Annotated in this window: 22 protein-coding genes; 14 read left to right on the top strand and 8 right to left on the bottom strand. The window is 64.7% G+C overall.

The genetic code is table 11. The features are described from left to right. Positions 1–221: 221 nt before the first annotated feature. Both EPB08_RS07700 and typA read right to left on the bottom strand, forming a co-directional pair. Positions 222–1,547 (bottom strand): carbohydrate porin, encoded by a 1,326-nt coding sequence (locus EPB08_RS07700; protein ID WP_130618464.1) that lies wholly within the window; start codon positions 1,545–1,547, stop codon positions 222–224. Positions 1,548–1,658: 111 nt separating this feature from the next. Beyond that, positions 1,659–3,509, bottom strand: a complete 1,851-nt coding sequence (typA, locus tag EPB08_RS07695; protein WP_130618463.1) for a translational GTPase TypA — start codon at positions 3,507–3,509, stop codon at positions 1,659–1,661. Positions 3,510–3,913: 404 nt separating this feature from the next. On the opposite strand from typA, the gene EPB08_RS07690 reads away from it, so the two are divergent. The 3 genes from EPB08_RS07690 to EPB08_RS07680 all read left to right on the top strand — a co-directional run bounded on the left by EPB08_RS07690 (position 3,914) and on the right by EPB08_RS07680 (position 6,901). Then, positions 3,914–5,692 carry a D-(-)-3-hydroxybutyrate oligomer hydrolase gene (locus tag EPB08_RS07690; protein ID WP_229238250.1) on the top strand — a complete coding sequence of 593 codons (1,779 nt, stop codon included), beginning with the start codon at positions 3,914–3,916 and terminating at the stop codon, positions 5,690–5,692. 116 nt (positions 5,693–5,808) lie between these two features. Continuing rightward, the gene (locus EPB08_RS07685) at positions 5,809–6,315 is read left to right on the top strand and encodes a peptidylprolyl isomerase (RefSeq protein ID WP_130618462.1); all 507 of its coding nucleotides are present in this window, start codon (positions 5,809–5,811) and stop codon (positions 6,313–6,315) included. Positions 6,316–6,472: 157 nt separating this feature from the next. Continuing rightward, a complete protein-coding gene (locus EPB08_RS07680) occupies positions 6,473–6,901 on the top strand; it encodes a YidB family protein (RefSeq protein ID WP_130618461.1) in 429 nt (142 codons plus the stop codon). A gap of 54 nt (positions 6,902–6,955) precedes the next feature. Here EPB08_RS07680 and EPB08_RS07675 read toward each other — a convergent pair whose 3' ends face one another. Further along, on the bottom strand, positions 6,956–7,213 hold the full coding sequence (locus EPB08_RS07675) for a GlsB/YeaQ/YmgE family stress response membrane protein (protein ID WP_130618460.1): 258 nt from the start codon (positions 7,211–7,213) through the stop codon (positions 6,956–6,958). A 402-nt stretch (positions 7,214–7,615) separates the two neighbouring features. Here EPB08_RS07675 and EPB08_RS07670 point away from each other — a divergent pair, with 402 nt between their 5' ends. After that, the gene (locus tag EPB08_RS07670; protein WP_130618459.1) at positions 7,616–8,815 is read left to right on the top strand and encodes an aminotransferase class I/II-fold pyridoxal phosphate-dependent enzyme; all 1,200 of its coding nucleotides are present in this window, start codon (positions 7,616–7,618) and stop codon (positions 8,813–8,815) included. Between the two features lie 75 nt (positions 8,816–8,890). After that, complete coding sequence (locus tag EPB08_RS07665) at positions 8,891–9,877, top strand: malate dehydrogenase (protein ID WP_130618458.1); 987 nt, start codon at positions 8,891–8,893, stop codon at positions 9,875–9,877. A gap of 89 nt (positions 9,878–9,966) precedes the next feature. Here the strand turns inward: EPB08_RS07665 and EPB08_RS07660 are convergent, their stop codons facing one another. Both EPB08_RS07660 and EPB08_RS07655 read right to left on the bottom strand, forming a co-directional pair. After that, positions 9,967–10,440, bottom strand: a complete 474-nt coding sequence (locus EPB08_RS07660) for a YybH family protein (protein WP_229238249.1) — start codon at positions 10,438–10,440, stop codon at positions 9,967–9,969. 72 nt (positions 10,441–10,512) lie between these two features. After that, a complete protein-coding gene (locus EPB08_RS07655) occupies positions 10,513–11,535 on the bottom strand; it encodes a MerR family transcriptional regulator (RefSeq protein ID WP_130618457.1) in 1,023 nt (340 codons plus the stop codon). Positions 11,536–11,651: 116 nt separating this feature from the next. Here EPB08_RS07655 and EPB08_RS07650 point away from each other — a divergent pair, with 116 nt between their 5' ends. Both EPB08_RS07650 and prpE read left to right on the top strand, forming a co-directional pair. Continuing rightward, positions 11,652–11,993, top strand: coding sequence for a hypothetical protein (locus tag EPB08_RS07650; RefSeq protein ID WP_130618456.1), 342 nt, complete (start codon positions 11,652–11,654; stop codon positions 11,991–11,993). A 128-nt stretch (positions 11,994–12,121) separates the two neighbouring features. Continuing rightward, on the top strand, positions 12,122–14,011 hold the full coding sequence (gene prpE / locus EPB08_RS07645; RefSeq protein WP_130618455.1) for a propionate--CoA ligase: 1,890 nt from the start codon (positions 12,122–12,124) through the stop codon (positions 14,009–14,011). Positions 14,012–14,017: 6 nt separating this feature from the next. On the opposite strand, the gene EPB08_RS07640 is transcribed toward prpE, so the two are convergent. Beyond that, a complete protein-coding gene (locus tag EPB08_RS07640) occupies positions 14,018–15,232 on the bottom strand; it encodes a citrate synthase family protein (RefSeq protein ID WP_229238248.1) in 1,215 nt (404 codons plus the stop codon). A gap of 140 nt (positions 15,233–15,372) precedes the next feature. Between EPB08_RS07640 and prpB the strand changes: the two genes are divergently transcribed. The 7 genes from prpB to EPB08_RS07605 all read left to right on the top strand — a co-directional run bounded on the left by prpB (position 15,373) and on the right by EPB08_RS07605 (position 22,372). Then, entirely contained in the window at positions 15,373–16,260 is an 888-nt protein-coding gene (prpB, locus tag EPB08_RS07635) for a methylisocitrate lyase (RefSeq protein WP_130618454.1), read from the top strand. A 79-nt stretch (positions 16,261–16,339) separates the two neighbouring features. After that, positions 16,340–17,485, top strand: coding sequence for a bifunctional 2-methylcitrate synthase/citrate synthase (gene prpC / locus EPB08_RS07630; RefSeq protein ID WP_130618453.1), 1,146 nt, complete (start codon positions 16,340–16,342; stop codon positions 17,483–17,485). A gap of 450 nt (positions 17,486–17,935) precedes the next feature. Beyond that, entirely contained in the window at positions 17,936–18,976 is a 1,041-nt protein-coding gene (locus tag EPB08_RS07625) for a hypothetical protein (protein WP_130618452.1), read from the top strand. Between the two features lie 131 nt (positions 18,977–19,107). Then, positions 19,108–19,527, top strand: coding sequence for a hypothetical protein (locus EPB08_RS21260; protein WP_229238247.1), 420 nt, complete (start codon positions 19,108–19,110; stop codon positions 19,525–19,527). Beyond that, positions 19,524–20,210 carry a C39 family peptidase gene (locus tag EPB08_RS07615; protein WP_130618451.1) on the top strand — a complete coding sequence of 229 codons (687 nt, stop codon included), beginning with the start codon at positions 19,524–19,526 and terminating at the stop codon, positions 20,208–20,210. Before EPB08_RS21260 ends, EPB08_RS07615 begins: the two co-directional genes overlap by 4 nt. 10 nt (positions 20,211–20,220) lie before the next feature. Further along, positions 20,221–20,811, top strand: coding sequence for a hypothetical protein (locus EPB08_RS07610; protein WP_205746302.1), 591 nt, complete (start codon positions 20,221–20,223; stop codon positions 20,809–20,811). A 100-nt stretch (positions 20,812–20,911) separates the two neighbouring features. Beyond that, positions 20,912–22,372, top strand: coding sequence for an acetate kinase (locus EPB08_RS07605; RefSeq protein WP_205746301.1), 1,461 nt, complete (start codon positions 20,912–20,914; stop codon positions 22,370–22,372). A 42-nt stretch (positions 22,373–22,414) separates the two neighbouring features. Here EPB08_RS07605 and EPB08_RS07600 read toward each other — a convergent pair whose 3' ends face one another. Further along, complete coding sequence (locus EPB08_RS07600; protein ID WP_130618450.1) at positions 22,415–23,026, bottom strand: glutathione S-transferase N-terminal domain-containing protein; 612 nt, start codon at positions 23,024–23,026, stop codon at positions 22,415–22,417. Positions 23,027–23,083: 57 nt separating this feature from the next. After that, positions 23,084–23,767 (bottom strand): TerC family protein, encoded by a 684-nt coding sequence (locus EPB08_RS07595; RefSeq protein WP_130618449.1) that lies wholly within the window; start codon positions 23,765–23,767, stop codon positions 23,084–23,086. Positions 23,768–23,782: the final 15 nt, after the last annotated feature.

Below are 23,782 nucleotides of genomic sequence, written 5' to 3'. Positions count from 1 at the left end.
GCACGGGAGCACTGACCGCTTTTGTAGGAGCGCACCCAGTGCGCGATAAGCCTACGAAGCGGCAACCCTGAGGCGCTGCGGTCGCGCATAGGATGCGCTCCCACAACGCGGCTCCACTTTCGCACGGGAGCACTGACCGCTCTTGTAGGAGCGCACCCAGTGCGCGATAAGCCTACGAAGCGGCAAGCCCGAGGCGCCGCGGTCGCGCACTGGGTGCGCTCCTACAGTTCGAGGTGGGCTCGTAAACCTGCGAAACGCGCTGGGCCGCGATCGTGGTTGTAGCCCGGGTTGCGGATGTACTGGAAGTCGGGACTCAACGTGAGGTGCTTGAACGGCACGAAGTTGTAGTACGCCTCCACGATCTGCTCGCGAGCGTAGTTCAGCGCGCCGTCGCCGAGCACGAAGCCGCTGCCGCCGAGCGCGAGATAGTCGCGATGGGCGGATGACAGGCCATCGATCGCCACGGCGACGGCAAAGTGATCCTGCGAGCGTCCCCAGTGCGCGCCTGACAACTGGAAGCCGCCGCTCAGCGTGCGATCCACCTCGGTGAAGGCGAAGGATTCGGTGCGCCCGTCGTTCCAGCCGGCACGTATGAACACGCCGGTTTCGCCCTGGTCGGCCAACGGCAGTTCACCATTGGCACCGAAGCCGTACTTGTGACGGCCGCGTATGTCGTCAGCGGCGATGTCGGGACGCATCCCGGTGGCCATGGCCGTGGCGATCGCTTCGCGATAGTCACCCATGTGCGCGTCGTTGCGGAACGCCATCAGGCGCACGACGAAGCCGTCGGCATGCGGCTGCAAGGTCAGTTCAACCTGCTGGCCGTTGGAGTCGCCGAGCGACGAAACCAGTTCCTGCCCGTTGGCGTGGTAGGGCATGCGGTAGATGCCGTAGCGCAGCGCCCAGGTCGGGTTGATCCAGGCGAGCATGATGCCGTCGGTGTAGCCGCGGGTATCGGCGGCGAAGTCCCACGCGGTGTTGTTGAACAGCGACCAGTTCATGAACTGCGTGCGCGTACCGTTCGCGTAGCGGTTCTTGTCGAAGTCGTCGCTCGCGGCCATCTTGCCGATCTTCACCTCGACGCGGCGCGTGGCCTCCTTGCCCGGCAACTGGTCCTGGCCGCGTTCGACATCGTCGGTCTCATCGCCCAAGGGCAGCGCCCAGCGCAGGTAGCGGCGGGCGACGTAGGGCTTCTTGGGCAGGCCTGCGCTGCCGGCGCGGATCACGTCGCCGTTGGTGAGGCCGCCCAGACCGGTGGCGTTGGACACGCCTTCACCCTTGAACATCTCCACGTCGAAGTAGAACTGCAGGTGCAGCGGCAGGTTCACGCCGAAGTAGGCGCCGAAGGTGTGCGAGCGCTCGGTGTCGCCCTGCGGACGCAGGCTCAGCTCACCCTGGTAGGGCGAATGCAGCGAGTACTGGTGCTGGTCGACAAAGGTGTACTGCGCGCCCAGCCATTGGGGTATGAACAGCCGATCGTCGTCCGCGTGCACGGCGAACGAGGCGAGCAGCAGCGAGATCGTGGGCAGGACGGTCTTCAGTCGCATGGATGGCGCTGCGCGTGAGGGCAGGGAAGCCGTGCCACCTTAGCGGAGATGGGTGACAGGACTCAAAAAAAGAGCCGCCTTGCGGCGGCTCTTTTTGGCTTGCTGGAACGATCAGTTGACGCCGCGCGAGGCCTTCTTGCGGTCGTTTTCCGTCAGGTGCTTCTTGCGCATGCGGATTTCCTTCGGGGTGACTTCGACCAGCTCGTCGTCGTCGATGAAGTCCAGCGCCTGCTCCAGCGAGAACTTGGTCGCCGGGGTCAGCTGGATCGCATCGTCCTTGCCGGAGGCGCGCATGTTGGTCAGCGGCTTCGGCTTGATGGCGTTGACGGTAAGGTCGTTGTCCTTGGCGTGGATGCCGATCAGCTGGCCTTCGTACACCGAGTCGCCTTCAGCAGCGAACAGCTTGCCGCGATCCTGCAGCGGTCCAAGCGAGTAGGCCGGGGTGGTGCCGCCAGCGTTGGCGATCATCACGCCGTTGAGGCGCTTGGCGATGGCCACCGGCGTGTACGGACCGTAGTGGTCGAACACGTGGAACAGCAGGCCCGAACCCTGGGTGAGGGTCTTGAACTGGTTCTGGAAGCCGATCAGGCCACGGGCCGGGATCAGATACTCGAGGCGCACGCGGCCCTTGCCGTCCGACACCATGTTCTTCAGGTCACCCTTGCGGATGCCCAGGCGCTCCATCACGCCACCCTGGTGCTGCTCTTCGATGTCGACCACCAGCTGCTCGATCGGCTCCATTTTCTGGCCGTCGATTTCCTTGATGATCACTTCCGGACGCGACACGGCCAGCTCGTAGCCTTCGCGGCGCATGTTCTCGATCAGCACCGACAGGTGCAGTTCGCCACGGCCCGAGACCAGGAACTTGTCGGCGTCGGAACCGTCTTCCACGCGCAGTGCCACGTTGTGCACCTTCTCGCGGTCCAGGCGCTCACGCAGCTGGCGGCTGGTGAGGAACTTGCCGCCCGACAGGTCCTTGTTGCCGACGAACGGCGAGTTGTTGACCTGGAAGGTCATGCTGATCATCGGCTCGTCGACGCTCAACGCCGGCAGCGCTTCCGGCACTTCGAGCGAGGTGACGGTATCGGAAATGGTCAGCTCGGGGATGCCCGAGATGGCGACGATGTCGCCGGCTTCGGCGCTGTCCTGCTCGATGCGCTCGAGGCCGAGGAAGCCGAGCACCTGGCCGACCTTGCCCTGGCGCTTCTTGCCTTCACGGTCGATCACGGAGACCGGCATGCCCTTCTTCAGGGTGCCGCGCTGGATGCGGCCGATGCCGATGACGCCGACGAAGTTGTTGTAGTCCAGCTGGCTGATGCGCATCTGGAAGGCGCCTTCCGGATCGACGTCCGGCTTCGGCGCGTGCTGCATGATCGCTTCGTACAGCGGGGTCATGTCGCCTTCGCGGGCGTTCTCGTCCAGCGAGGCGTAACCGTTCAGCGCCGAGGCGTAGACGATCGGGAATTCCATCTGCTCATCGGTGGCGCCGAGCTTCTCGAACAGATCCCACACCTGCTCGACCACCCACTCCGGACGGGCGCCCGGACGGTCGACCTTGTTGACGACGACGATGGGCTTGAAGCCCATGGCGAACGCCTTCTGGGTCACGAAGCGGGTCTGCGGCATCGGGCCGTCCATCGCGTCGACCAGGATCAGCACCGTGTCCACCATCGACAGCACGCGCTCCACCTCGCCGCCGAAGTCGGCGTGGCCTGGGGTGTCGACGATGTTGATGCGGTTCTTCGCACCCGTCTTCTTGTTTTCCCAGGTGATGGCCGTGTTCTTGGCCAGGATCGTGATGCCACGCTCCTTTTCCTGGTCGTTGCTGTCCATCACGCGCTCGGCCAGTACGGTGCGCTCATTGAGCGTGCCGGACTGTTTCAGCAGCTGATCGACGAGCGTGGTCTTGCCGTGGTCGACGTGGGCGACGATGGCGATATTGCGCAGATTTTCGATGGACATGAGATGGGCTCGGGCGGCCGGGGGCCGTCGCGTGAAGTTTCAGTAGGGATAACTCCGGAATTATACGGGGTTATGTGACAACTTGTCTGAAGAGTCGCCTCTGAGTGTGAGAATCTGCCTTTTCCCTGGTGGGGCACACCCCAAAAAGGCGACGAGGCCCGGTTTCGCCGGCCCCGTCCGGCAGCTTCCCGTCGCATAGTCGGATGCGACCCACCCCCGGGGAGGCCGCGTGGCTGCCCATCATCACCCGGCGCCGACCCGCCCTGTGCTGAAGTTCGCCGCGGCCGCAGGGGCACGCCACTTTCACAGGTGGACGCATGACCCTGCGCCTTTCTCAATGGATACTGCTGCTCGCGCCAATGTTGGCGTCGTGCGCCGTCGCGCCCGTCACCAAGGAACCCGGCATGCACGCCCCTGATTTCGTCCGCGGCGACGTGCGGATTACCGATCACCGTGGCGACGATGACCTGCTCAGTGCCGGCCTCGGCCTGCCGGGCCTGGCCGGCGAGCCCGCGCCCATGGCGCAGCCGCTGAAGCCGACCGCCGCCGAACTGCGGCGCAGGGCGATCCAGGCCAGTTGGAAGGGCATTGCGGACCTTGGCCCGCTGGGTGGGTACGGCAGCGTTTATGGCGCCGTCCCGAATGTCCCGGGCCGGGAGTACCAGGCCTTCGCCTGGATTCCGAACGCACAGTCGCCGCATCGCGTGCTGCTGCAGGTGCCGGACGGTTTCGACCGTTCGCGCCGCTGCCTGGTGGTCACCGCGTCATCCGGGTCGCGTGGTGTGTACGGCGCCATTGCATTGGCCGGGGCCTGGGGCCTGCCGCGCGGTTGCGCCGTGGCCTATACGGACAAAGGTACCGGCGCGGGTTATTTCGACCCCACCGATGACACGGGTGTCGCGCTCGATGGTGGCCGTGCCAGGCGTGGTAGCACGCAACTGGAGTTCGAGCCCGCATCCGGCATGCGCCATGACCGCCTTGCCGTGAAGCATGCCCACTCTGGCGACAACCCCGAGGCCGACTGGGGGCGCCACGTGTTGCAGGCCGCGCGATTCGGCCTGGCGATGCTGGATCGCGCTTTTCCCGACCAGGCGCCTTTCACGGCGCAGAACACGCGCATCATCGCCACCGGCCTTTCCAACGGTGGCGGCGCGGTGCTGCAGGCAGCCGGGCTGGATGACGAACGGATGTTCGCGGGCGTGGTGGCGCTCGAACCCAACGTGCGGGTGCCGGAGCAGGGACGTGCCTTGTTCGACTACGCGACCGAGGCTTCCATCTGGTTGCCGTGCGCGCTATCCGATGCGCGTTTCGACGACACGCCGCTTGCGCGCACCGCGACAGGCGAGGTGCCGCCGGCCTGGGCACAGCGCTGCCATCAGTTGCACGAGCACGGTCAGGTCAGTGGTACGCGTGTCGCCGCTCAGGCGGCCCAGGCGTATGAGCATTTGCGCGCAGCAGGCTGGACCGACGAAGTGATGGCCACGGCCGCGTCGACCACCACGTTCGACCTGTGGCGCGCGGTGACGGCCGCCTATGCCTCGGCTTATATGCGTCGAGGCCCGGATGACATGCCTTGCGGATTCCATTACGCGGCCGTCGGGGCGAAGGGTGCGCCGGGCACGGCCGATCCTGCGATCAGGGCCAGCTGGTGGGCCGACGCTTCCGGTATTCCGCCGGGCAATGGCGTGGGATTGTTCGGCGGCACCGATCATTCGGCGGATGCCACCTTGCCGGGAGCCCGCTGCCTGCGCGCCTTGTGGGAGGACACCGATACGAGCACGCAGGCGTTGCGCGATGGTGTCGCCGCCACGGTGGTGAAGCCTTCGCGTGCAAGCCTGCCCGTGTGGGTGGTGCATGGCGCGGCCGACGGGCTGCTGCCTCCTGCGTTCACGTCCGAGCCCTACGTGGACTGGCTGCGCAGCAAGGGCGGGCATCCTTTGTATTGGAAGGTGCCCTATGCGCAGCATTTCGATGCGTTCCTCGCACTCCCCGGCTTCGGTGACAAGCACGTTCCCCTGTTGCCTTACGGCTACGCGGCACTGGACCGCCTGTGGGCGCACCTCTACGACGGCGCGCCATGGCCGGCCGTGGTGCCGGCGCCGACGCCGCAACCGCGGGGCAGTGGCGAGTTGACCATGGCCGCGTTGGGCATGCCTGCGGCCTGGACGCTCGGGCCCAAGTAGGCGCACTCCTGGCCTTTTTCCCATGGAGACCTGCGCGTGACCTTGCCTGGGGTATCCTTGCGGCCCCGCAGGGCGCCCCAGGCTTGCGCGCTGCCTTTGTGAACCAAGGAATTCAGATGACCATCAACGTCACCATGACCACCAACCGCGGCCCCATTCATCTGCGCCTGCACGATGACAAGACCCCGGTGACGGTGGCCAGCTTCGTCAACCTGGCTCGTCGCGGTTACTACGATGGCCTGTCGTTCCATCGCGTGATCGCCGATTTCATGGTCCAGGGTGGCTGCCCGGAAGGCAGCGGCCGTGGCGGCCCGGGCTATCGCTTCGAGGACGAGTTCGACGCCTCGCTGCGCCATGACAAGCCGGGCGTGCTGTCGATGGCCAATGCCGGTCCGCGCACCAATGGCAGCCAGTTCTTCATCACCCATGGCGCGACGCCGTGGCTGGACGGCAAGCACAGCGTCTTCGGCGAAGTGGTGAGTGCGGAAGACCAGGCCGTGGTCGACGCCATCCGCCAGGGCGATGCCATCGAGAAGGTCACCGTGGAAGGTGATGTCGATGCACTGCTGGCTGCGCACGCCGATCGCGTGAATGAATGGAACGCGGTGCTCGACCAGCGCTGAGCGCATTCGTCTGCGTAACGTGAAGAAGCCGCCGTTCGCGAGAATGGCGGCTTTTTTCACGCCCGCTGTCATGGAGATGCGGGAAGCAGCGGCCTAGAATCGAAGGGCTCCACGCAGCATCCGATGTGCGTCATCCCATTCCCAAGGAGATGTGGTCATGTCATTCCTCAACGATCTGCTCGGCGGTGCCCAGGGCGGCCAGGCCGGTGGCTCTTCGCTCGTTTCGATCGCGGGCCAATTGATAGAAAAGGCGGGCGGTATCCAGGGCCTGGTGGCCATGCTGCAGCAGCATGGGCTGGGCGATGCCGCGCAGTCGTGGGTAGGCACCGGCGCCAACCAGCCGGTGTCCGGCGACCAGTTGGGCCAGGCGCTGCAGAATGGCGGGCTGGGTCCCCTGGTGCAGGAGGCGGCGGGCAAGCTGGGCGTTGACCAGAACCAGTTGCTGGGCCAGCTCTCGCAGGTGTTGCCGCATGCGGTCGATCACCTCACGCCTGACGGCCAGGTACCGGCGCAGGGGCAGGGTGGTTTCGACCTGGGTTCACTCGCCTCGCTGGCGGGCAAGCTGTTTGGCGGCAGCGCCGCCTGACGGGGAAGGTTCATGGCCCCGACGGTGCGCAAGGCACCGCCGGGGACGGGCGTGTCACGAAGTGACGTTTCGCCGGAACAACGCGTGGTAGATGACCAGCAGTACCACCGCGCCGCCGATCGATCCGAGGAAATGCACGAAACCGGTCTCGCCCCACCAACCCAGCTTTTCGCCGAGGTAGGTGGAAATGAAAGAACCGGCGATACCGAGGATGGCGGTGATGATGAAGCCCATCGCCTCCTTGCCAGGGGTCAGCGCCTTGGCAATCACACCTACGACCAGACCGACAATGATCACCCATAGCCAGTGCATATTCGTATGTCCTTGGTGAGCGTTCGTAAGGGTTCCTGAGCGGTCCTGCCGGGACGCCTCCGTGGTCCCGCTGCCGCCGTGTCCGCACTCGTTCCGGCCAGCTCTCCAGCGGCTAGCGCATCATGCGCCCGGGCGAGGTGGTGTGCACGTGAGCCTGCCCGCAGGTCCCCGAGGGCATGCTTCTGCGGTCGTCCATAACGGGCGCGAGTCGGGTATGGCGCCTTTGCTTTCAAAGACTTCGCGCTTGGTCGCGGTATCACAGGCCCCTCGATGGGCGCGGGCATGGCGGCCCATCTGCCATTTCTGAAGGGGGCAACCCCCGACTATCGGACGGGGGATGACGCGCCGCCACATGCTAAAATCGCCAAGTTTGCTGTCTTCGTCCCCCATCAAGAGGAAGTCATGCCCCAGCTCGCCCAGCGTGTCGGTCGCGCCAAGCCCAGCGCGATCATGGTCATCGCCGAAAAGGCCAAGCAGCTCAAGGCTGCCGGTCGCGACATCATCAGCTTCTCCATCGGCGTTCCGAACTTCCTTCCTGGCGAGCATGTGTATGCCGCCGCACGCGAAGCGCTCCAGCACGACTCCGGTCAGTACGGCAGCAACCGCGGTGCCGATGCGTTGCTCGACGCGTTCCTGGTGCACATCGAAAAGCTCGGCTTCACCGGTTACGGCCGCACGAACCTTTCGATCGGCATCGGCGCCAAGCACGTGTTGTACAACCTGGGCGAGGCGCTGCTGAACGAGGGCGACGAAATCGCCTTCGCCGCGCCGTTCTGGACCACCTACCGCGACATCGCCGACATCCTCGGCGCCAAGGCCAACATCCTGCATTGCGGCCCGGAGCAGAACTACAAGCTCACGCCCGCACAGCTCGATGCCGCGCTGGCGCGCAAGCCCAAGGTGTTCCTGTTCAACAACCCGTCCAATCCGACGGGCATGGTCTACACGCGTAACGAAATCGCCGCGCTGGCCGAGGTGCTGGCGAAGTATCCGGACACCTGGATCATCACCGACGACATCTACAACTCGATGGTGTTCGACGGCATCGGCTACCACAACTTCGTGCACGTGAAGCCGGAGCTGAAGGATCGCCTGATCTTCGTCGACTCGGTGTCCAAGACCTATGGCATGCCGGGTTGGCGCGTGGGCCTGATCGCGGGCCCCGAGAACGTGGCGAAGGCCATCACCACGCTCAACTCCAACCACATCACCAGCGTGCCGGAAGTGATCACCGCCGCGGCGGTGGCTGCATTCGCCGGCCCGCAGGACGTGCCTGAAGCGAAGTGCAAGGAGTTCGCGGGCAAGCGCGACGTGGTGGTGAATGCGCTGCGCGCGATCCCCGGCGTGGTGTGTCCGTATCCGCAGGGCGCGTTCTACGCGTTCCCCGATATTTCCGTGGCCTTCGGCAAGAGCCACAACGGCGTGCGCATCAACAACGACGTCGAGCTTTGCGCCGCACTGCTCGAAGCCAAGGGCGTGGCCTGCGTGCCGGGCTCGGCTTTCGGTGAAGAGCGCGCCATGCGCATTTCCTATACCTGCCCGACCGCACAATTGCAGCCCGGGCTGGAACGCATCCAGGCGTTCTTCGCAGAACTGACCTGATGGTCTTGGGGCCCGCGTCGCGTGACGTGGGCCTTGTCTTTTGTAAGTCCTAGCCAAGTTGAAGGAGTTTCCCCGATGAAAGCCCCTGTTCGTGTTGCCGTTACCGGCGCTGCCGGCCAGATCGGTTACGCCCTGCTGTTCCGCATCGCCGCGGGCGACATGCTGGGTCCGGACCAGCCGGTGATCCTGCACCTGCTGGAAATCACCCCGGCGCTGCCCGCGCTGCAGGGCGTGGTGATGGAACTCAACGATTGCGCGTTCCCGACGCTGGCTGGCGTGGTCGCCACCGACGACCTCAACGTCGCCTTCAAGGATGTCGACTACGCACTGCTGGTCGGCGCGCGTCCGCGCGGCCCGGGCATGGAGCGCAAGGATCTGCTCGAAGCCAACGGCGCCATCTTCGGCCCGCAGGGCAAGGCGCTGAACGATCACGCCAAGCGTGACGTGCGCGTGCTGGTGGTCGGCAATCCGGCCAACACCAATGCGCTGATCGCCCAGCAGAACGCCCCCGACCTGGATCCGAAGTGCTTCACCGCGATGGTCCGCCTGGACCACAACCGCGCGCTGTCGCAGCTGGCCGAGAAGACCGGCAAGCACAACACCGACATCAAGAAGATGACCATCTGGGGCAACCACAGCTCCACCCAGTACCCGGACCTGCACCACGCCACCGTGGGTGGCAAGCCGGCGCTGTCGCTGGTCGACCAGAGCTGGTACGAGAGCGATTTCATCCCGACCGTGCAGCAGCGCGGCGCGGCCATCATCAAGGCTCGTGGCGCTTCCTCGGCCGCGTCGGCTGCTTCGGCCGCCGTCGACCACATGCGCACCTGGGCGCAGGGCACCGCGGAAGGTGACTGGGCTTCGATGGGTATCCCGTCGGACGGTTCGTACGGCATCGAGCCGGGCGTGATCTACGGCTACCCGGTGACCGTGAAGGACGGCAAGTACGCCATCGTGCAGGGCCTGGAAATCAATGATTTCTCGCGCGCCCGCATGGACGCCACCAACAAGGAACTGCGCGAAGAGCGCGCCGGCGTCGAGCACCTGTTCGCCAAGAAGTAAGCTGGCTTACGCCGGTACGAAAAAGGGCGGCCTCGGCCGCCCTTTTTCTTTGTGATCGTCAGTGCATCGTGAACGGCGAGGCGGCAGGTTCAGCTGCTGTGGTCGAGCACGATTTTCCAGCCGGCGGGCGTGCGCTCCCACAGCAGTGAATACACGCCATCATCCTTGGCCGCGCTGCCGTGTTCGTTGCGATCGAGGTGGAAGCGGCCGGTGACCATCGCATAGCTTGCCTGGCCGTCGGCGCAGGGCAGCAAACGGACTTCGATGTCCGAGTACGAAAGCGTGCCCATCTGTTCCTTCGACGCGTAGTTCTTCTTGTAGTTTTCGAGGATGGGGCGATAACCCTTGCGGATCTTCGATCCGATGAAGGTGGTATCGGGCGCATCCTTGTAGGGCTGCATGAAGGCGTCGATGTCGCCGCGGTTCCACGCGGTCTGCTGGTCGGTCATGATCTGGCGGATCTGCGCGGCATCGTCCGTGGCGCTGCGTGCCATGGGCGCGACGATCGCCAGCGCCACTGCCAGCATCCATCCGCCCAGCCGTGAACCTTTCCGGTGCTGCATGTTGTCCCCTCGCATGAATGAAAGCGCGCCCCCAACCTAGCACGTCGTCATGGATGGGGGCGGCGCCGGCGCTCATCGTGGCGGCTGGTGGGTCCATGCCTTGCGCAGATAGGTCATGAAGGCTTCGTCCACCGCGCTACCCCGGCGCAGGTCCGGTTCCCTGGCATAGGCCTCGCGGATGCGTTCGTGGGTGGCGGGGTCATCGCCGGCATAGGCGCGGAACAAGGTCATCCAGCGCTGTGCCAGGGCCTGCACGTGCGGATCGTCGGGCGGGCGGTTATCTGCCATGGCCGTGCGCAGTTCGACGATCAGTGCAGGCCAGTCGTACATCTGGTGACCGTAGTTCGCGCGCACGCGCTGCATCTCGTGCTCGTCCAGGTAGCGCGCGAAGATGGCCAGGCGTGCCGAGATCACCGCCTGTTCCACGAAGCGTTCCAGCTCCCGGGTGATGCCACTGCGCACGCGCATCTGCGGCTCCTGTTCGTTGATCGCATGCAGGCGCAACAGGAACGCCGGGTTGTTGCCGGTGCCGCGTTCGAGCATCGCCATCCAGCTGAAGGCGAGCAGATGGACGTCTGCATCATCGACGGTTGCGCCGCGGTCCATCGCAGACTGCACGGCGGTCACAAGCGCGCTCCATTGCGGCAGCACGTCCGGATCGGCATGCAGCGGCAATGCCTTCAGTTCCTCGGGTGAGAAGTATTTCTCGTAGAGCGACATGGTTTCCAGGGTCTCCAGCCAATCGGCAAGGTCGGGAGTCTGTCCGGAGGCGAGCTGGGAACGCAGGCGTCCCAGCTGGTCGCGCAGGCGGGTGGCGTTGACGATCTCGTGATCGAGCTGGGCGATCTGCCGCTCGATCACCTCGGCCAGCGGTGCCTGAGGCCCGGACAGGGCGGTTCCGATGTCGGCCAGCGACAGGCCCAGCTGGCGCAGGGCCTGGATACGGTGCAGGCGTTCGATATTCGCCCGGTCGTAGAGCCGGTAGCCGGCAGCGGAACGCAGCGAGGGAGCCAGCAGGCCGATGGCGTCGTAGTGGTGCAGCGTGCGGATGGTGAGCCCGCTGCGACGGGCGAGTTCTCCGACGGTCAGTTCCATGGCATGTCCTTGTTGCGTGCCGGGCACTGTGGGCCCTCACGTGACGTGAGGGTCAAGCCTCTCCACAGCATGGCGCTTCATGGTTAAATCTGACGATCCTCGACTGGAACATCCCAATGAAGCAACTCCTTGCGATCGCCACCTGCTGCGCCTTGCTGACCGCCTGCGGCGGCACCCATGGGCTCCATGACACGCCGGCAAAAATGAGCAGCCGCACCAACAAGGACATCCCGACCTATCTGGAATGCGTGCGCGCCAAGTGGGCCGAGACGGCCGAAGTGAGCGCATCGCACAAGGATCAATCGGGTACGTTGTCCGCCAACGACAAGGAAGGCGCGCACGAACTGGTCGAGGTGACGGCTGATGGCACGGGTGCACTGGTGATGATGTACGAGTCCAGGGACATGAAGAAGGAATACAACTCCGCCTATCGCGACGCGGCTGTTTCCTGCCTCTGATGATCCAGGAAGCGTGACCGCCGCCAGCGGCGGTCGCGCACGGTACGGCTCGACCAAGGTCGCAAGGCCCGTTTTGCGCTGCTGATCTAGGCTAGGCCTGGTCAGCAGACTGAGTCGAGGTGTGAGCGATGCGCTATGAAGATTTCTATCAGCGTTCGGTAGATCAACCTGAGGCGTTCTGGGCCGAACAGGCCACGCGCATCCATTGGCACACGCCGCCCCAACAGATCCTCGACACTTCGCGTCCGCCGTTCCGCCGCTGGTTCGTCGGTGGGACCACCAATCTCTGCTACAACGCGGTCGATCGTCACCTTGAAGAGCGTGGCGGGCAGCTGGCGCTGGTGGCGATCTCCACCGAAACCAACATCACGCGTGAACTCACCTATCGTGACCTCTATCGCGAGGCGAACACCTTCGCCGCCGTGCTCGTTTCGCTGGGCGTGGGCAAGGGCGATCGCGTGGTGATCTACATGCCCAACATCGCCGAAGCGGTGTTTGCCATGCTCGCCTGCGCCCGTATCGGCGCCATCCACTCGGTGGTGTTCGGCGGTTTTGCCTCGCACAACCTGGCGCTGCGCATCGATGACGCACAACCCAAGCTGCTGATCGCGGCCGATGCCGGCATGCGCGGCGGCAAGGTGATTCCCTACAAGCCGCTGGTCGACGCCGCGCTGGAGGAGTCGACCAACAAGCCGCCGCATGTGCTGATCGTCGATCGCGGTCTCGACCCGCGGATGACGCGCGTGGCCGGCCGCGACCTCGACTATGCGAGCCTGCGCGCCTCTTACGAAGGTGCGGAAGTACCCGTGACCTGGCTGGAGTCGAACGAACCGAGCTACCTGCTCTACACCTCCGGCACCACCGGCCGACCCAAGGGCATCCAGCGCGACGTGGGCGGCTACGCGGTGGCGATGGCCCTGTCGATCACGACCGTGTTCGACATCGCACCGGGACAGGTGATGTTCTCCACCTCCGACGTGGGCTGGGCGGTGGGGCATTCGTACAACGTGTATGGCCCGCTGATCGGCGGCGCCACTTCATTGCTTTACGAAGGACTGCCCACGCATCCCGATCCGGGCATCTGGTGGCAACTTTGCGAACGCTACGGCGTGCGCACCATGTTCTCTTCGCCCACCGGCATCCGTGTGCTGAAGAAGCAGGATCCGAGCTGGCTGAAGAAGTACGACCTGTCCAGGCTGAAATGGCTGTTCCTCGCGGGCGAACCGCTGGACGAACCCACGGCCCACTGGATCACCGAAGGTCTTGGCGTGCCGGTGATCGACAACTACTGGCAGACCGAAACCGGTTGGCCGGCAATCACCTTGATGCCGGGACTCGACCTGAAGCCGGTGAAGTTCGGATCGCCCGGCCTGCCCAGCCCCGGTTACCGCATGAAGGTGATCGACGAAAGCACGGGCGAGGAATTGCCGCCTCATCAGAAGGGCGTGCTGGTGTTCGTGCCGCCGCTGCCGCCTGGCTGCCTCACCACGGTATGGGGCGACGACGAGCGTTATGTCACCAGCTACTTCAGTCATTTCAACGAGCTGCTCTACAGCTCGCTGGACTGGGCTATCCGCGACGAAAACGGCTATACCACCATCCTCGGTCGCACCGATGACGTGATCAACGTGGCCGGCCATCGCCTGGGCACGCGTGAAATCGAGGAGTCGGTGTCCACCCATCCGGCCTGCGCCGAAGCCGCTGTAGTGGGCGTGCAGGACGAGCTGAAAGGGCAGGTGCCGGTGGTGTTTGCCACGCTCAGGCAGGGAGTTTCCGAGACATCAGGCGACGTGGCGCGCGCGATGCAGCAACGCGTGGTGTCCCAGCTCGGCGGTGTGGCGAAACCGGCACGCGTGTACGTGGTCAACGCCTTGCCCAAGACGCGCTCCGGCAAGCTGCTGCGTCGCTCGCTGCAGGCATTGGTGCAGCACACCGATCCGGGCGATCTTTCGACGCTGGACGATCCGAATGCGCTCGAAGAAGTCCGGCGCGCGCTGGAGCGCGGCTCGGACGTCTAGGACGGATCAGTCGCGCCGGCCGGGCAGGGTGCCGGCGTAGTTGGCGCGCGGGCGGATCAGCCCGCCGTAATCCTGCTGTTCCAGCGCGTGGGCCAGCCATCCGGCCATGCGACCCGCGGCGAATAGAGACAGGGCGGCGTGCGCACCGAGCCCGTACAGCGTCGCAATCGCGGCCAGCGCAAAATCGAGGCTCGGCGGGCGACCCACGCTGTCGTGCACGGCATCGATCAGCTGGCGGATGCGCAGCAGCCCGCCCAGGCGTGGACGCATGTCGTCGAGCATGCGCAACAGCAGCGCCGCGCGTGGATCGCCGTCCGGATAGAGCGGGTGTCCGAAGGCTGGCAGCTCGTCGCCGCGGCGCAGGCGTTCACGCACGTGGTCGGCCGGGCGACGGTCGCGCTGCGCTTCCTGGATCAACGCGTAGGCGCGGGCGGCGGCGCCGCCATGTTGCGGTCCGGACAGCGCAGCCAATCCGGCGCTGACCGCCGCGTGCAGGCTGGCGCCGGTCGAGGCGGCCACGCGCGTCGCAAAAGCGGAGGCGTTGAGTTCGTGATCGGCGCACAGCACCAGGGTGCTGCGCACGATCTCGGCCAACCCTTCATCGCCGGCACGCCAGCTCTCCGCCATCACGCGGTGAATGGGCTGGTGGCTGGGCCGGGTGCCACACAGCAGGGCAGCTGTCTCGCGCAGCAGGCGTGCCGCACATTCCTTGCGTTGCTGGGCGTCAGAGCTGTGGGTAAACGGCGAGGTGAGGGCGATCAGGGGCAGGGCCGCCGCGGTACGTTCCTGCGGGGGGATGTCGTCCCTGCGCATCAGGCCGGCCACGGCGCTGGGCCACGTGCGCGGCGGCATGGGGGCGAACGGATCGACATCGCCACCCCACAGCAATCGGGCCACGTCTTCCAGGCTGGCGCCTTGCGTGGCCAGCGCGATGGCCGATTCGCCGCGGTAATAGTGGCCATGTGGCCGGATGAGCGAAATGCGCGTCTCCAGCACCGGCAGACCCCAGGTAAGGCTATCCGCCGCGGCCTTTGCCGCGCCCCGGCCGGCCTGGCGGCGTTTGATCAGGCGCTCGATGTCGTCAGCCAGGTACTCGCGGCTGCGTCCGTCGGCGCCGGGGCGTGAATCGATCTTGCCGCGGCTCACGTAGGCGTAGAGCGTGGCGGCGCTTATGCCTAGGCGTGTGGCGGCTTCCTGGGCGGAAAGGTAATCGGCTCTCATGGCGACATATTGATCCTGTGGATCAAGATTGATCAATACATCGGCCGGTGACAGCATGTCCGCCATGCCTCGGCGCCTACTGCGCCGCGACACGGCGTAGTCATCGCATCACCTAGAATATGAGGTTTCGGAGAACCACCATGTCCCACACCGAATCTGCTGGCGCACGTTTCCGTGCTGCCGTTGCCGCCGAAAGTCCTCTCCAGGTGATGGGCGCCATCACCGCCTATGCCGGCCTGATGGCCAAGCGCGTGGGCTATAAGGCGCTGTACCTCTCGGGTGGCGGCGTGGCCGCCAACTCGCTGGGCATGCCGGACCTGGGCATCTCCACCATGGAAGACGTGCTCACCGATGCCCGCCGCATCGTTGATGCCACCCAGATGCCGCTGCTGGTCGATATCGATACCGGTTGGGGCGGTGCATTCAACATCGGCCGCACCATCCGCTCGTTCATCAACGTGGGCGTGGCGGCGGTGCATATCGAGGACCAGGTGGGCCAGAAGCGTTGCGGCCATCGCCCGGGCAAGGAAGTGGTGCCCAAGGAAGAGATGGTCGACCGCGTGAAGGCGGCCGTGGATGCCCGCACCGACGCCGGCTTCGTGATCATGGCGCGCACCGATGCGGCTGCCGTGGAAGGCATCGACGCCGCGATCGATCGTGCCTGCGCTTACGTCGAGGCCGGCGCCGACATGATCTTCCCGGAGGCCATGAAGACGCTGGACGATTATCGTCGCTTCCGCGCCGCCGTGAAGGTGCCGATCCTGGCCAACCTCACCGAGTTCGGTTCCACGCCGTTCTTCACCACCGATGATCTGCGCACCGCCAACGTGGACATCGCGCTGTATTGCTGCGGCGCCTATCGCGCCATGAACAAGGCCGCGCTCAACTTCTACGAGACGGTTCGCCGCGAAGGCACGCAGAAGAACATCATCGACACGCTGCAGACGCGCGCGGACCTGTACGACTACCTCGGCTACCACGCCTACGAGGACAAGCTCGACGCCCTGTTCGCCAACAAGAAGGCCTGAGCGGGCCGATCCATTTGCCAGGCCGTGGCGAGGGGGTCACGGCCGGCCATAGACGCATGCATTTGAGGAGACGTATCCCATGAGCGAGCAAACCCTTCCCAAGCCCAAGAAATCCGTCGCGCTGTCGGGCGTGGCTGCAGGCAACACCGCGCTGTGCACGGTGGGCCGCAGCGGCAACGACCTGCATTACCGCGGCTACGACATCCATGACCTGGCGGCCAAGGGCTGCTTCGAGGAAGTGGCTTACCTTCTGGTCCACGGCGTGCTGCCGAACTGGGCGGAACTGAATGCCTATCGCGCCAAGCTCAAGCGCCTGCGCGGCCTGCCTGCGCCGGTGAAGAACGCGCTGGAGCTGCTGCCGGCTGCCACCCACCCGATGGACGTGATGCGCACGGGTTGTTCGGTGCTGGGTACGGTGCTGCCGGAAAAAGACGACCACAACCTCACCGGCGCGTGTGACATCGCCGACCGTCTGATGGCCAGTTTCGGCTCGATGCTGCTGTACTGGTTCCACTTCAGCCACAACGGCAAGCGCATCGAGACGGAGACCGACGACGAGTCGATTGCCGGTCACTTCCTGCACCTGCTGCACGGCAAGAAGCCGAGCGAGCTGCATGCGCATTCGCTGGACAAGTCGCTGGTGCTCTATGCCGAGCACGAGTTCAACGCGTCCACCTTTACCGCTCGCGTCATCGCCGGTACCGGTTCGGACATGTACTCGGCCATCACCGGCGCCATCGGCGCGCTGCGTGGTCCCAAGCACGGCGGCGCCAACGAAGTGGCGATGGAAATCATCGCGCGCTACCGCAATGCGGCTGAGGCGGAAGCGGACATCCGTGCGCGCGTCGAGCGCAAGGAAATCATCATCGGCTTCGGCCACCCGGTGTACACCGTGTCCGATCCGCGCAACGAGATCATCAAGGAAGTCTCGCGCAAGCTCTGCACCGAGGGTGGTAATCCGACCCTGTTCGACGTGTCGGAGAAGATCGAGAAGCTGATGTGGGAACAGAAGAAGATGTTCCCGAACCTCGACTGGTTCTCGGCCAGCGCGTATCACATGATGGGCGTGCCGACGGCCATGTTCACCCCGCTGTTCGTGATCGCCCGCACCTCCGGCTGGAGCGCCCACGTGATCGAGCAGCGCATCGACGGAAAGATCATCCGTCCCAGCGCCAACTACACGGGCCCTGAAGACCAGGTCTACGTACCGATCGAAAAGCGCTGACACGACACGCCGTCGTCATGAAAGAAGGGAGCCCGCAAGGCTCCCTTCTTTTTTCCTTAACTTTCGTTTGGGTTCATGAGCCTGTACGACATTGCTATCGTTTTGTGTGCACGGGTGTAAAGCAATTGATACAGCTGTCACGCACTGCGGAGTTCGCCTCAAAAGGTGCCACAACGTGCTGATTTTTCGAGCGATGCCTGCGGGTCTAAAGAGCACGTTCTATACCGGTCTTCCTATCGCGCGTAACAGGTATGAATCAGTTTCGCTCCTGGCACCCTGAATAGAGCTGCGACTCACTGCCAGTGAGTCTCTTCAACCGCCTGATTTCATGAGGTTCCCGAGCCTGAACAGGCGAGTGGGCGTGGTGGCACGCATGTTGCGTTTACAACTTGCTGGATCAGCAACACCAGCTACACAGGGGGTCACCGCATCGTTCCAGGAGTAATAACCATGCGTAAGACTCTAATTGCGACCGCGATCGTATTGGGACTGGGATTGGCACTCCCGGCTTTCGCGGATGACAACACTTCCCATGGAAGCAGCAATCTGACCGATTCAAGTACGCACAGCAATACCAACTCGAGCACACATACCAACTCAAGCACGCATACCAAGACCTTCACGGATGCGTTCAACTCGGGCGATGCGGCCGCAGCCGGTGCAGGTACCGCGGCAGCCAATAACGGCGGAACTGCTACCGCTTCGTTCTCCGACGCATTCAACACCAGCACTGCCGTTGCCAACAGCGATCTGAGTGGCACCGTCAGCAAAGTCAGCGTGAGCGACATCGGCAACTCCGCGACCAATAACGGCAATGCCAATGGCGGCCGTGGCGGAAGCGGCGGTGACGGCCGTGGCGGCAAGGCCATTGGCGGCAACGGCGGCGACGGCGGCGACGGCGGCAGCGCTCACGCACGTAGTGGCCGGGCCGGTGGCTCCGGCAGTTCGTCGGGTGATTCGGGCGCTCTCGGTGCATCGCTTGCCGGCGGCGGCAGTGGCGCCAGCGGCGGCGGCGGCAACGACGGCGGCGACGCCAATGCCAATAGCCACAGCCGCGCTCGTGCAGGCGGCGGCAGTGGTATGGCCGGTGGCGGCACCGCAACTGGCGGTACTGGCGGTGCCGGTGGCGCCGGCGGCGCTGGCGGTGCAGGCGGTGCTGGCAGCTCGGGTGCTGCATCGCCGAGCAGCTACAGCGGTTCGTCGTCCGCCACGGGCGGTACCTCGGGCTACGCCTCCAGCACGGGCGGTGCGGCTGGAGCGGGCGGTTCAGGTACGGGCGGCACGGGTGGCGCAGGTACCGGCGGAGCCGGTGGCGCCGGTGGCGCAGGCGGCACGGCTTATGCCACGACGGGTGCGTTCGACATGTCGAACCAGATGAACGGTTCGGCCGCGGCAGCGGCAGGCGTGTCGATTCTTGCCCAGAACAGCGGCGCAGCCTCGCTGGTACAGCAGAGCGTGAACGTTCAGGCCAACCTGAATCTGGGTCACTAAGTGTGAGGAGTCCACGCACGATGGGGCGTTTGCCCCATCGTGCGCGGTGCTGAAAGACGGCCGTCTTCAGGGACGACTGATTGATGCGTGCTTCGATCGAATGGGTGCCTCGCGCCCGGGGAGATTGTGCCGTGCGATCGTTCAAGTGGATGCTTGGTATTACCGCATGCTGCGCCTTGGGCGCACCCGCGGTGCTTTGCGCGAAAGACGCGGAGATTCCTTCGGCTTATCTGGCCGATGGCGCCGACTCGCCGATAGCCGTGTATGTCGCCGCGACGCGCATCGAGCACGAGAACGTCGTGGGCGATCTCGGGGCCAGCGTTGACAACGCCACCCTGGCTGACCTGAGCGGAGGAACGCTGGTCCAGCAGAACACCACGCTGACCGGCACGGTGTCCGACAATAGTGTCGAAAACACGGTGTCTGGAAGCAACCTGATCACAGGCAATTCGCTCAGCGGCGCTACCGGTTTTCCGACGGTGATCCAGAATTCAGGCAACAGTGTCCTGATCCAGAACGCCACCGTCCTCAACGTCCAGTTCCAGCCATGAGCAAGTGGGCAGCGCTGTGGATCCTGATCGCGGCGCTCCCGCTGGAAGGCCACGCCACCACTCCCGTCGCCGTGGCGGGTGGTTCGACCGGCATGTATACGGTGCACCTGACCAGCGTGAAGGAAGCGCGCTACAAGGCCACCATCCACCAGAAGTACGACTTCAGCTGCGGCTCGGCCGCCGTGGCGACGCTGCTTACCTATCAATACGGTTATCCGATCAACGAGCAGGTCGCGTTCGAGCAGATGTATACGCATGGCGACCAGGCCAAGATCAACCGCGAAGGTTTCTCGCTGCTCGACATCAAGCGCTTCCTCGAGGCGAACGGCTTCCAGGCGGACGGTTACAAGGTGCCGCTGGACAAGCTGGAGCAGGAGAACCTGCCTGCCATCGTCCTGATCGATGAAAAGGGCTATCACCATTTCGTGGTCGTGAAGGGCATGCGCAATGGCCGCATTCTCGTTGGCGATCCGGCACGCGGCACGCGCGTGCTTTCGCAGACGAAGTTCATGTCGATGTGGAAGAACGGCTTGGTGTTCGTCATCCACAACCGCCGCAACCTGGCGGTATTCAACAGTGCGAGCGATTGGAGAGTCGCACCGGGAGCGCCGCTCAGTAATGCGATCGACCGCAACGGTCTCTACAACACTGTGATGCCCAAGTACGGGCCGGACGACTTGTGAGGACGGGACGATGAAACCGGTCACACGCATAGCTGGCCTTGCTGCCCTGATCGTGGCATGCGGGCCATGGATGCCGGGTGCAAGCGCCCAGGATGGCGCCGCGCAGATGCCTGTTACTGCGGCCCCCGCAGCACCGGCTGCAGCGCTCGCCAACGTGGTTGCCGTCCCCGCAACGGATGACATGGCGAGCTGGACGCCGGTGAGCCAGGAAACGCTGGACGATGCGCGCGGTGGCTTCGATCTCGGCAACGGACTGGTCGCATCGTTCGGCATCGATCGCGCGGTCTACGTCAACGGCAACCTTGTGACGTCCACCAGCTTCAACATTCCTGACATCGCGCACATGACCACCGCGCAGGCGACGGCCATGCAGACGGCGATCAATACGGTCACGGTGACCCAGATAGGGCCGAACAACAGTTTCGATCCATCGTCGCTCGGACCCAACGTGGGGGCGACGGTGATCCAGAACACGCTGAACAACCAGCACATCCAGAGCATCACGACGATCAATACGTCGGTCAACACGATCAACGCATTCCGCCAGGCGAATTTCCAGGATGCGTTCCAGCAGGCGCAACTGCAGGCCCTTGGGCACTGACATGCGATGCGCTGCACCAGTGTCGTATCCACCCGCGAACGCGCCGAGCACCGTCTCCGCGTTCGTCCGCAGGACTTCGAACCCCGGATCATGAGGAAGCATGATGCGACACTCAGCGTGGCGATACGTATGGTCGGCAGGATGTGCGGGGCTGGTGATGCTCGGCCTGCCTGTCGCGGCCCAACAGGTGGGAGCGCCTGCGGGTGCGGCGACGGGTACGCCACCACCGGTGGCGGCGAACCCCATCCCGGCGGCTCCCACTGGAGCGCCCGCGGCGGCGGACCCGACTGACATTCGCAAGAAGGTGGTCGAGCAGGGCGAACGCATCGATGCCATGCGCAGCCAGATCAGCGCGCAGATGGCCCAGCTTGATGAGATGAAGCGAGCGTTGGCGCAGCAGGAGGCCGACTATCAGTCGCTGCGCCATGCCGTGGGCATCGACGTGCTGGACAAGCAGCGTGCCGGCAGCATCGCCGCCGGTGGGCCGGGTGCATCCGCGTTGCCCATGCCTGCCGCCGAAGCGGTGGCGGCCGACGCGCCTCAGCAGCAACCCGTCGGTGAAGCACCGAAGCCCGATACGCGTCCTCCCGAAGTGGCCCCCATTTTCCAGCAGCCCGGCGTGCTCACACCCAAGGGGAAATTCGTCATCGAGCCGGCTTACCAGTTCGGTTATTCCTCGGTCGATCGCGTCGCGCTGGTCGGCTATACGGTGATTCCCGCGATCCTCATCGGCCTGATCGATGCTCGAGAGGTGAAGACCACCACGCAGATCGGCTGGCTGACCGGCCGCTACGGCATCACCGATCGGATGGAAGTGGAACTTCGCGTGCCCTATGTGTGGACCAACGAAGACACCATCAGTCGCGAGATCTTCACCGGTACCGCGGCCGACAACGCGTTTGGCACCAGCGGGCATGGCCTGGGCGACATCGAGGCGACGATACGCTACCAGCTCAATGTCGGCGGTCCGGACAAGCCGTTCTACGTCGGCTGGTTCCGTGTGAAGTCCAACACCGGCAAGGACCCATTCCAGGTCACCACCGATTGCATCCAGCGCTGCGTGGAGAACGTGCTGTCGGAAGTTCCGCTGTCGGTCACCGGCACCGGGCTGCCATTGCAGCAGCCTACGGGCACCGGCTTCTGGTCGCTGCAGCCGGGTGTCACCTGGCTCTATCCCACCGACCCCATCGTGCTGTTCGGCAACTTCAGCTATCTGTACAACATACCGCGCGACAACGTCGAGCGGCATGTCCTGCTGGGCGGCGTCGAGCAGCTCGGCAAGGTGCAGCCGGGCGGCATCGTTGACCTCAGCCTGGGCATGGGCCTTTCGCTCAACGAGAAGGCCTCGATGAGTATCGGCTACGAGCAGGCCTTCGTCGGCCCCACCAAGCAGAACGGGTCGCGCGTACCCGGTTCGACCAAGATCGTCCTGGGCACGCTGCTTATCGGTGGATCGTGGCGCTTCGACGAGAAGCGCACGCTCAACTTCACGCTCGGCGTGGGCGTCACCCGCGACACGCCGGACGCGACGGTGACCGTGCGCGTCCCGATGATGTACTAGAACCCCCTGGGAGCGGGCGTGCCAGCGACGCTGCCGACCCGATTACAGGCCTTCCTGCTGCATGGCCGACTTCACGCCGGCATCTTCCAGCATGCGCTGGTGGAAGCGTGCGAGGTTGTCCAGGCCGCCGAGGTCGACGCCCTTGGCCGTGGCCCAGCGCAGCACGACGAAGAGATACGGGTCGGCGTACGAGCGGGAGCCGGTCAACCAGTCCTTGCCTCCGAGTTGTGCGTCGAGGCGTTCGTAATAGGCGCGCAGTCGCTCAACGGACTTCACGCGCAACGCTTCCTGGGCCGTTGCGTCATCGATGAAGCGATCCGGACGAAATACCGGGCGGAACAGCGGGTGCAGGTCGGAATTGATATAGGCCAACCAGCGATTCACCTCGGCACGCGCACGCACGGAACCATCGCCGCCCAGCCCGGCTTCCGGATGGAGGTCGGCGAGGTAGTTGAGGATCGCGGCGTTTTCAGTGAGCACCCAGCCATCGTCTTCCTGCAGCGCCGGTACCGCACCGGAAGGATTGATCTTCAGGTATTCCGGCGAGCCGAGTTCCTCGCGCGCCACCCGGTACGTTTCGTACGGCTTGCCGATCCATTCGAGCACGATGTGGTCGGCCAGCGAGCAGGCACCGGGCAGGTAGTACAACTTCATGGGGTCATTCCTTGGTCTGCGGAAACCACGCAGTTTCACCTGCGTGGCTTGTGCGCCTCAAGCCTTTGCGTCAAGACGCGTGCGTCGTCGCTGGACCAGCCAGCCACCGAGGCAGACGCCCAGCACCAGCACGGCGTCGAGTGTGTAGGTCGCCCAGCCATGTGCGTCGAACCACGGCGACAGCCAGTGGTCGTGCGAGATCATGCGTGCCGACGTCCAGGCAATGGCGGCCGCGCCGATATAGATGATGATGGGGAAGCGCTCTATCAGCCGCAGGATCAAGGTGGAACCCCACACCACCAAGGGCACGCTGATGGCCAGGCCGATCACCACCAGGGACATGTGCCCCTTGGATGCGCCGGCAATCGCCAGTACGTTGTCCAGCCCCATCAGGGCATCGGCCACGATGATCGTGCGCATGGCTGCCCAGAAGTTGGCGGCCGCACCGACATCGTGTGGCTTGTCGTCGGACTTCAGCAGCTTCCAGGCGATCGGCAGCAACAGGAGGCCACCGGCCAGCATCAGGCCAGGCAGCTCCAGCAGATAGACGACGATGCCCGTCATCGCCAGGCGCACCGCGATGGCGCCGACGGTACCCCAGAGCACGGCCTTCTTCTGGATGTCCCTGGGGAGATTGCGCGCGGCGAGCGCGATCACGATGGCGTTGTCGCCCGCGAGCACGAGGTCCAGCAGCACGATGGCCAGCAGGCCGGAGAGAAAATCGGTACTCATCAGTTCCATGTACGTGTCTCTGCG

The organism is Dyella amyloliquefaciens, assembly GCF_004296575.1.
Taxonomy (GTDB): Bacteria; Pseudomonadota; Gammaproteobacteria; order Xanthomonadales; family Rhodanobacteraceae; genus Dyella; species Dyella amyloliquefaciens.
The sequence above is the reverse complement of the archived record's forward strand: the minus strand, read 5'-3'. Positions and strand labels throughout refer to the sequence as shown.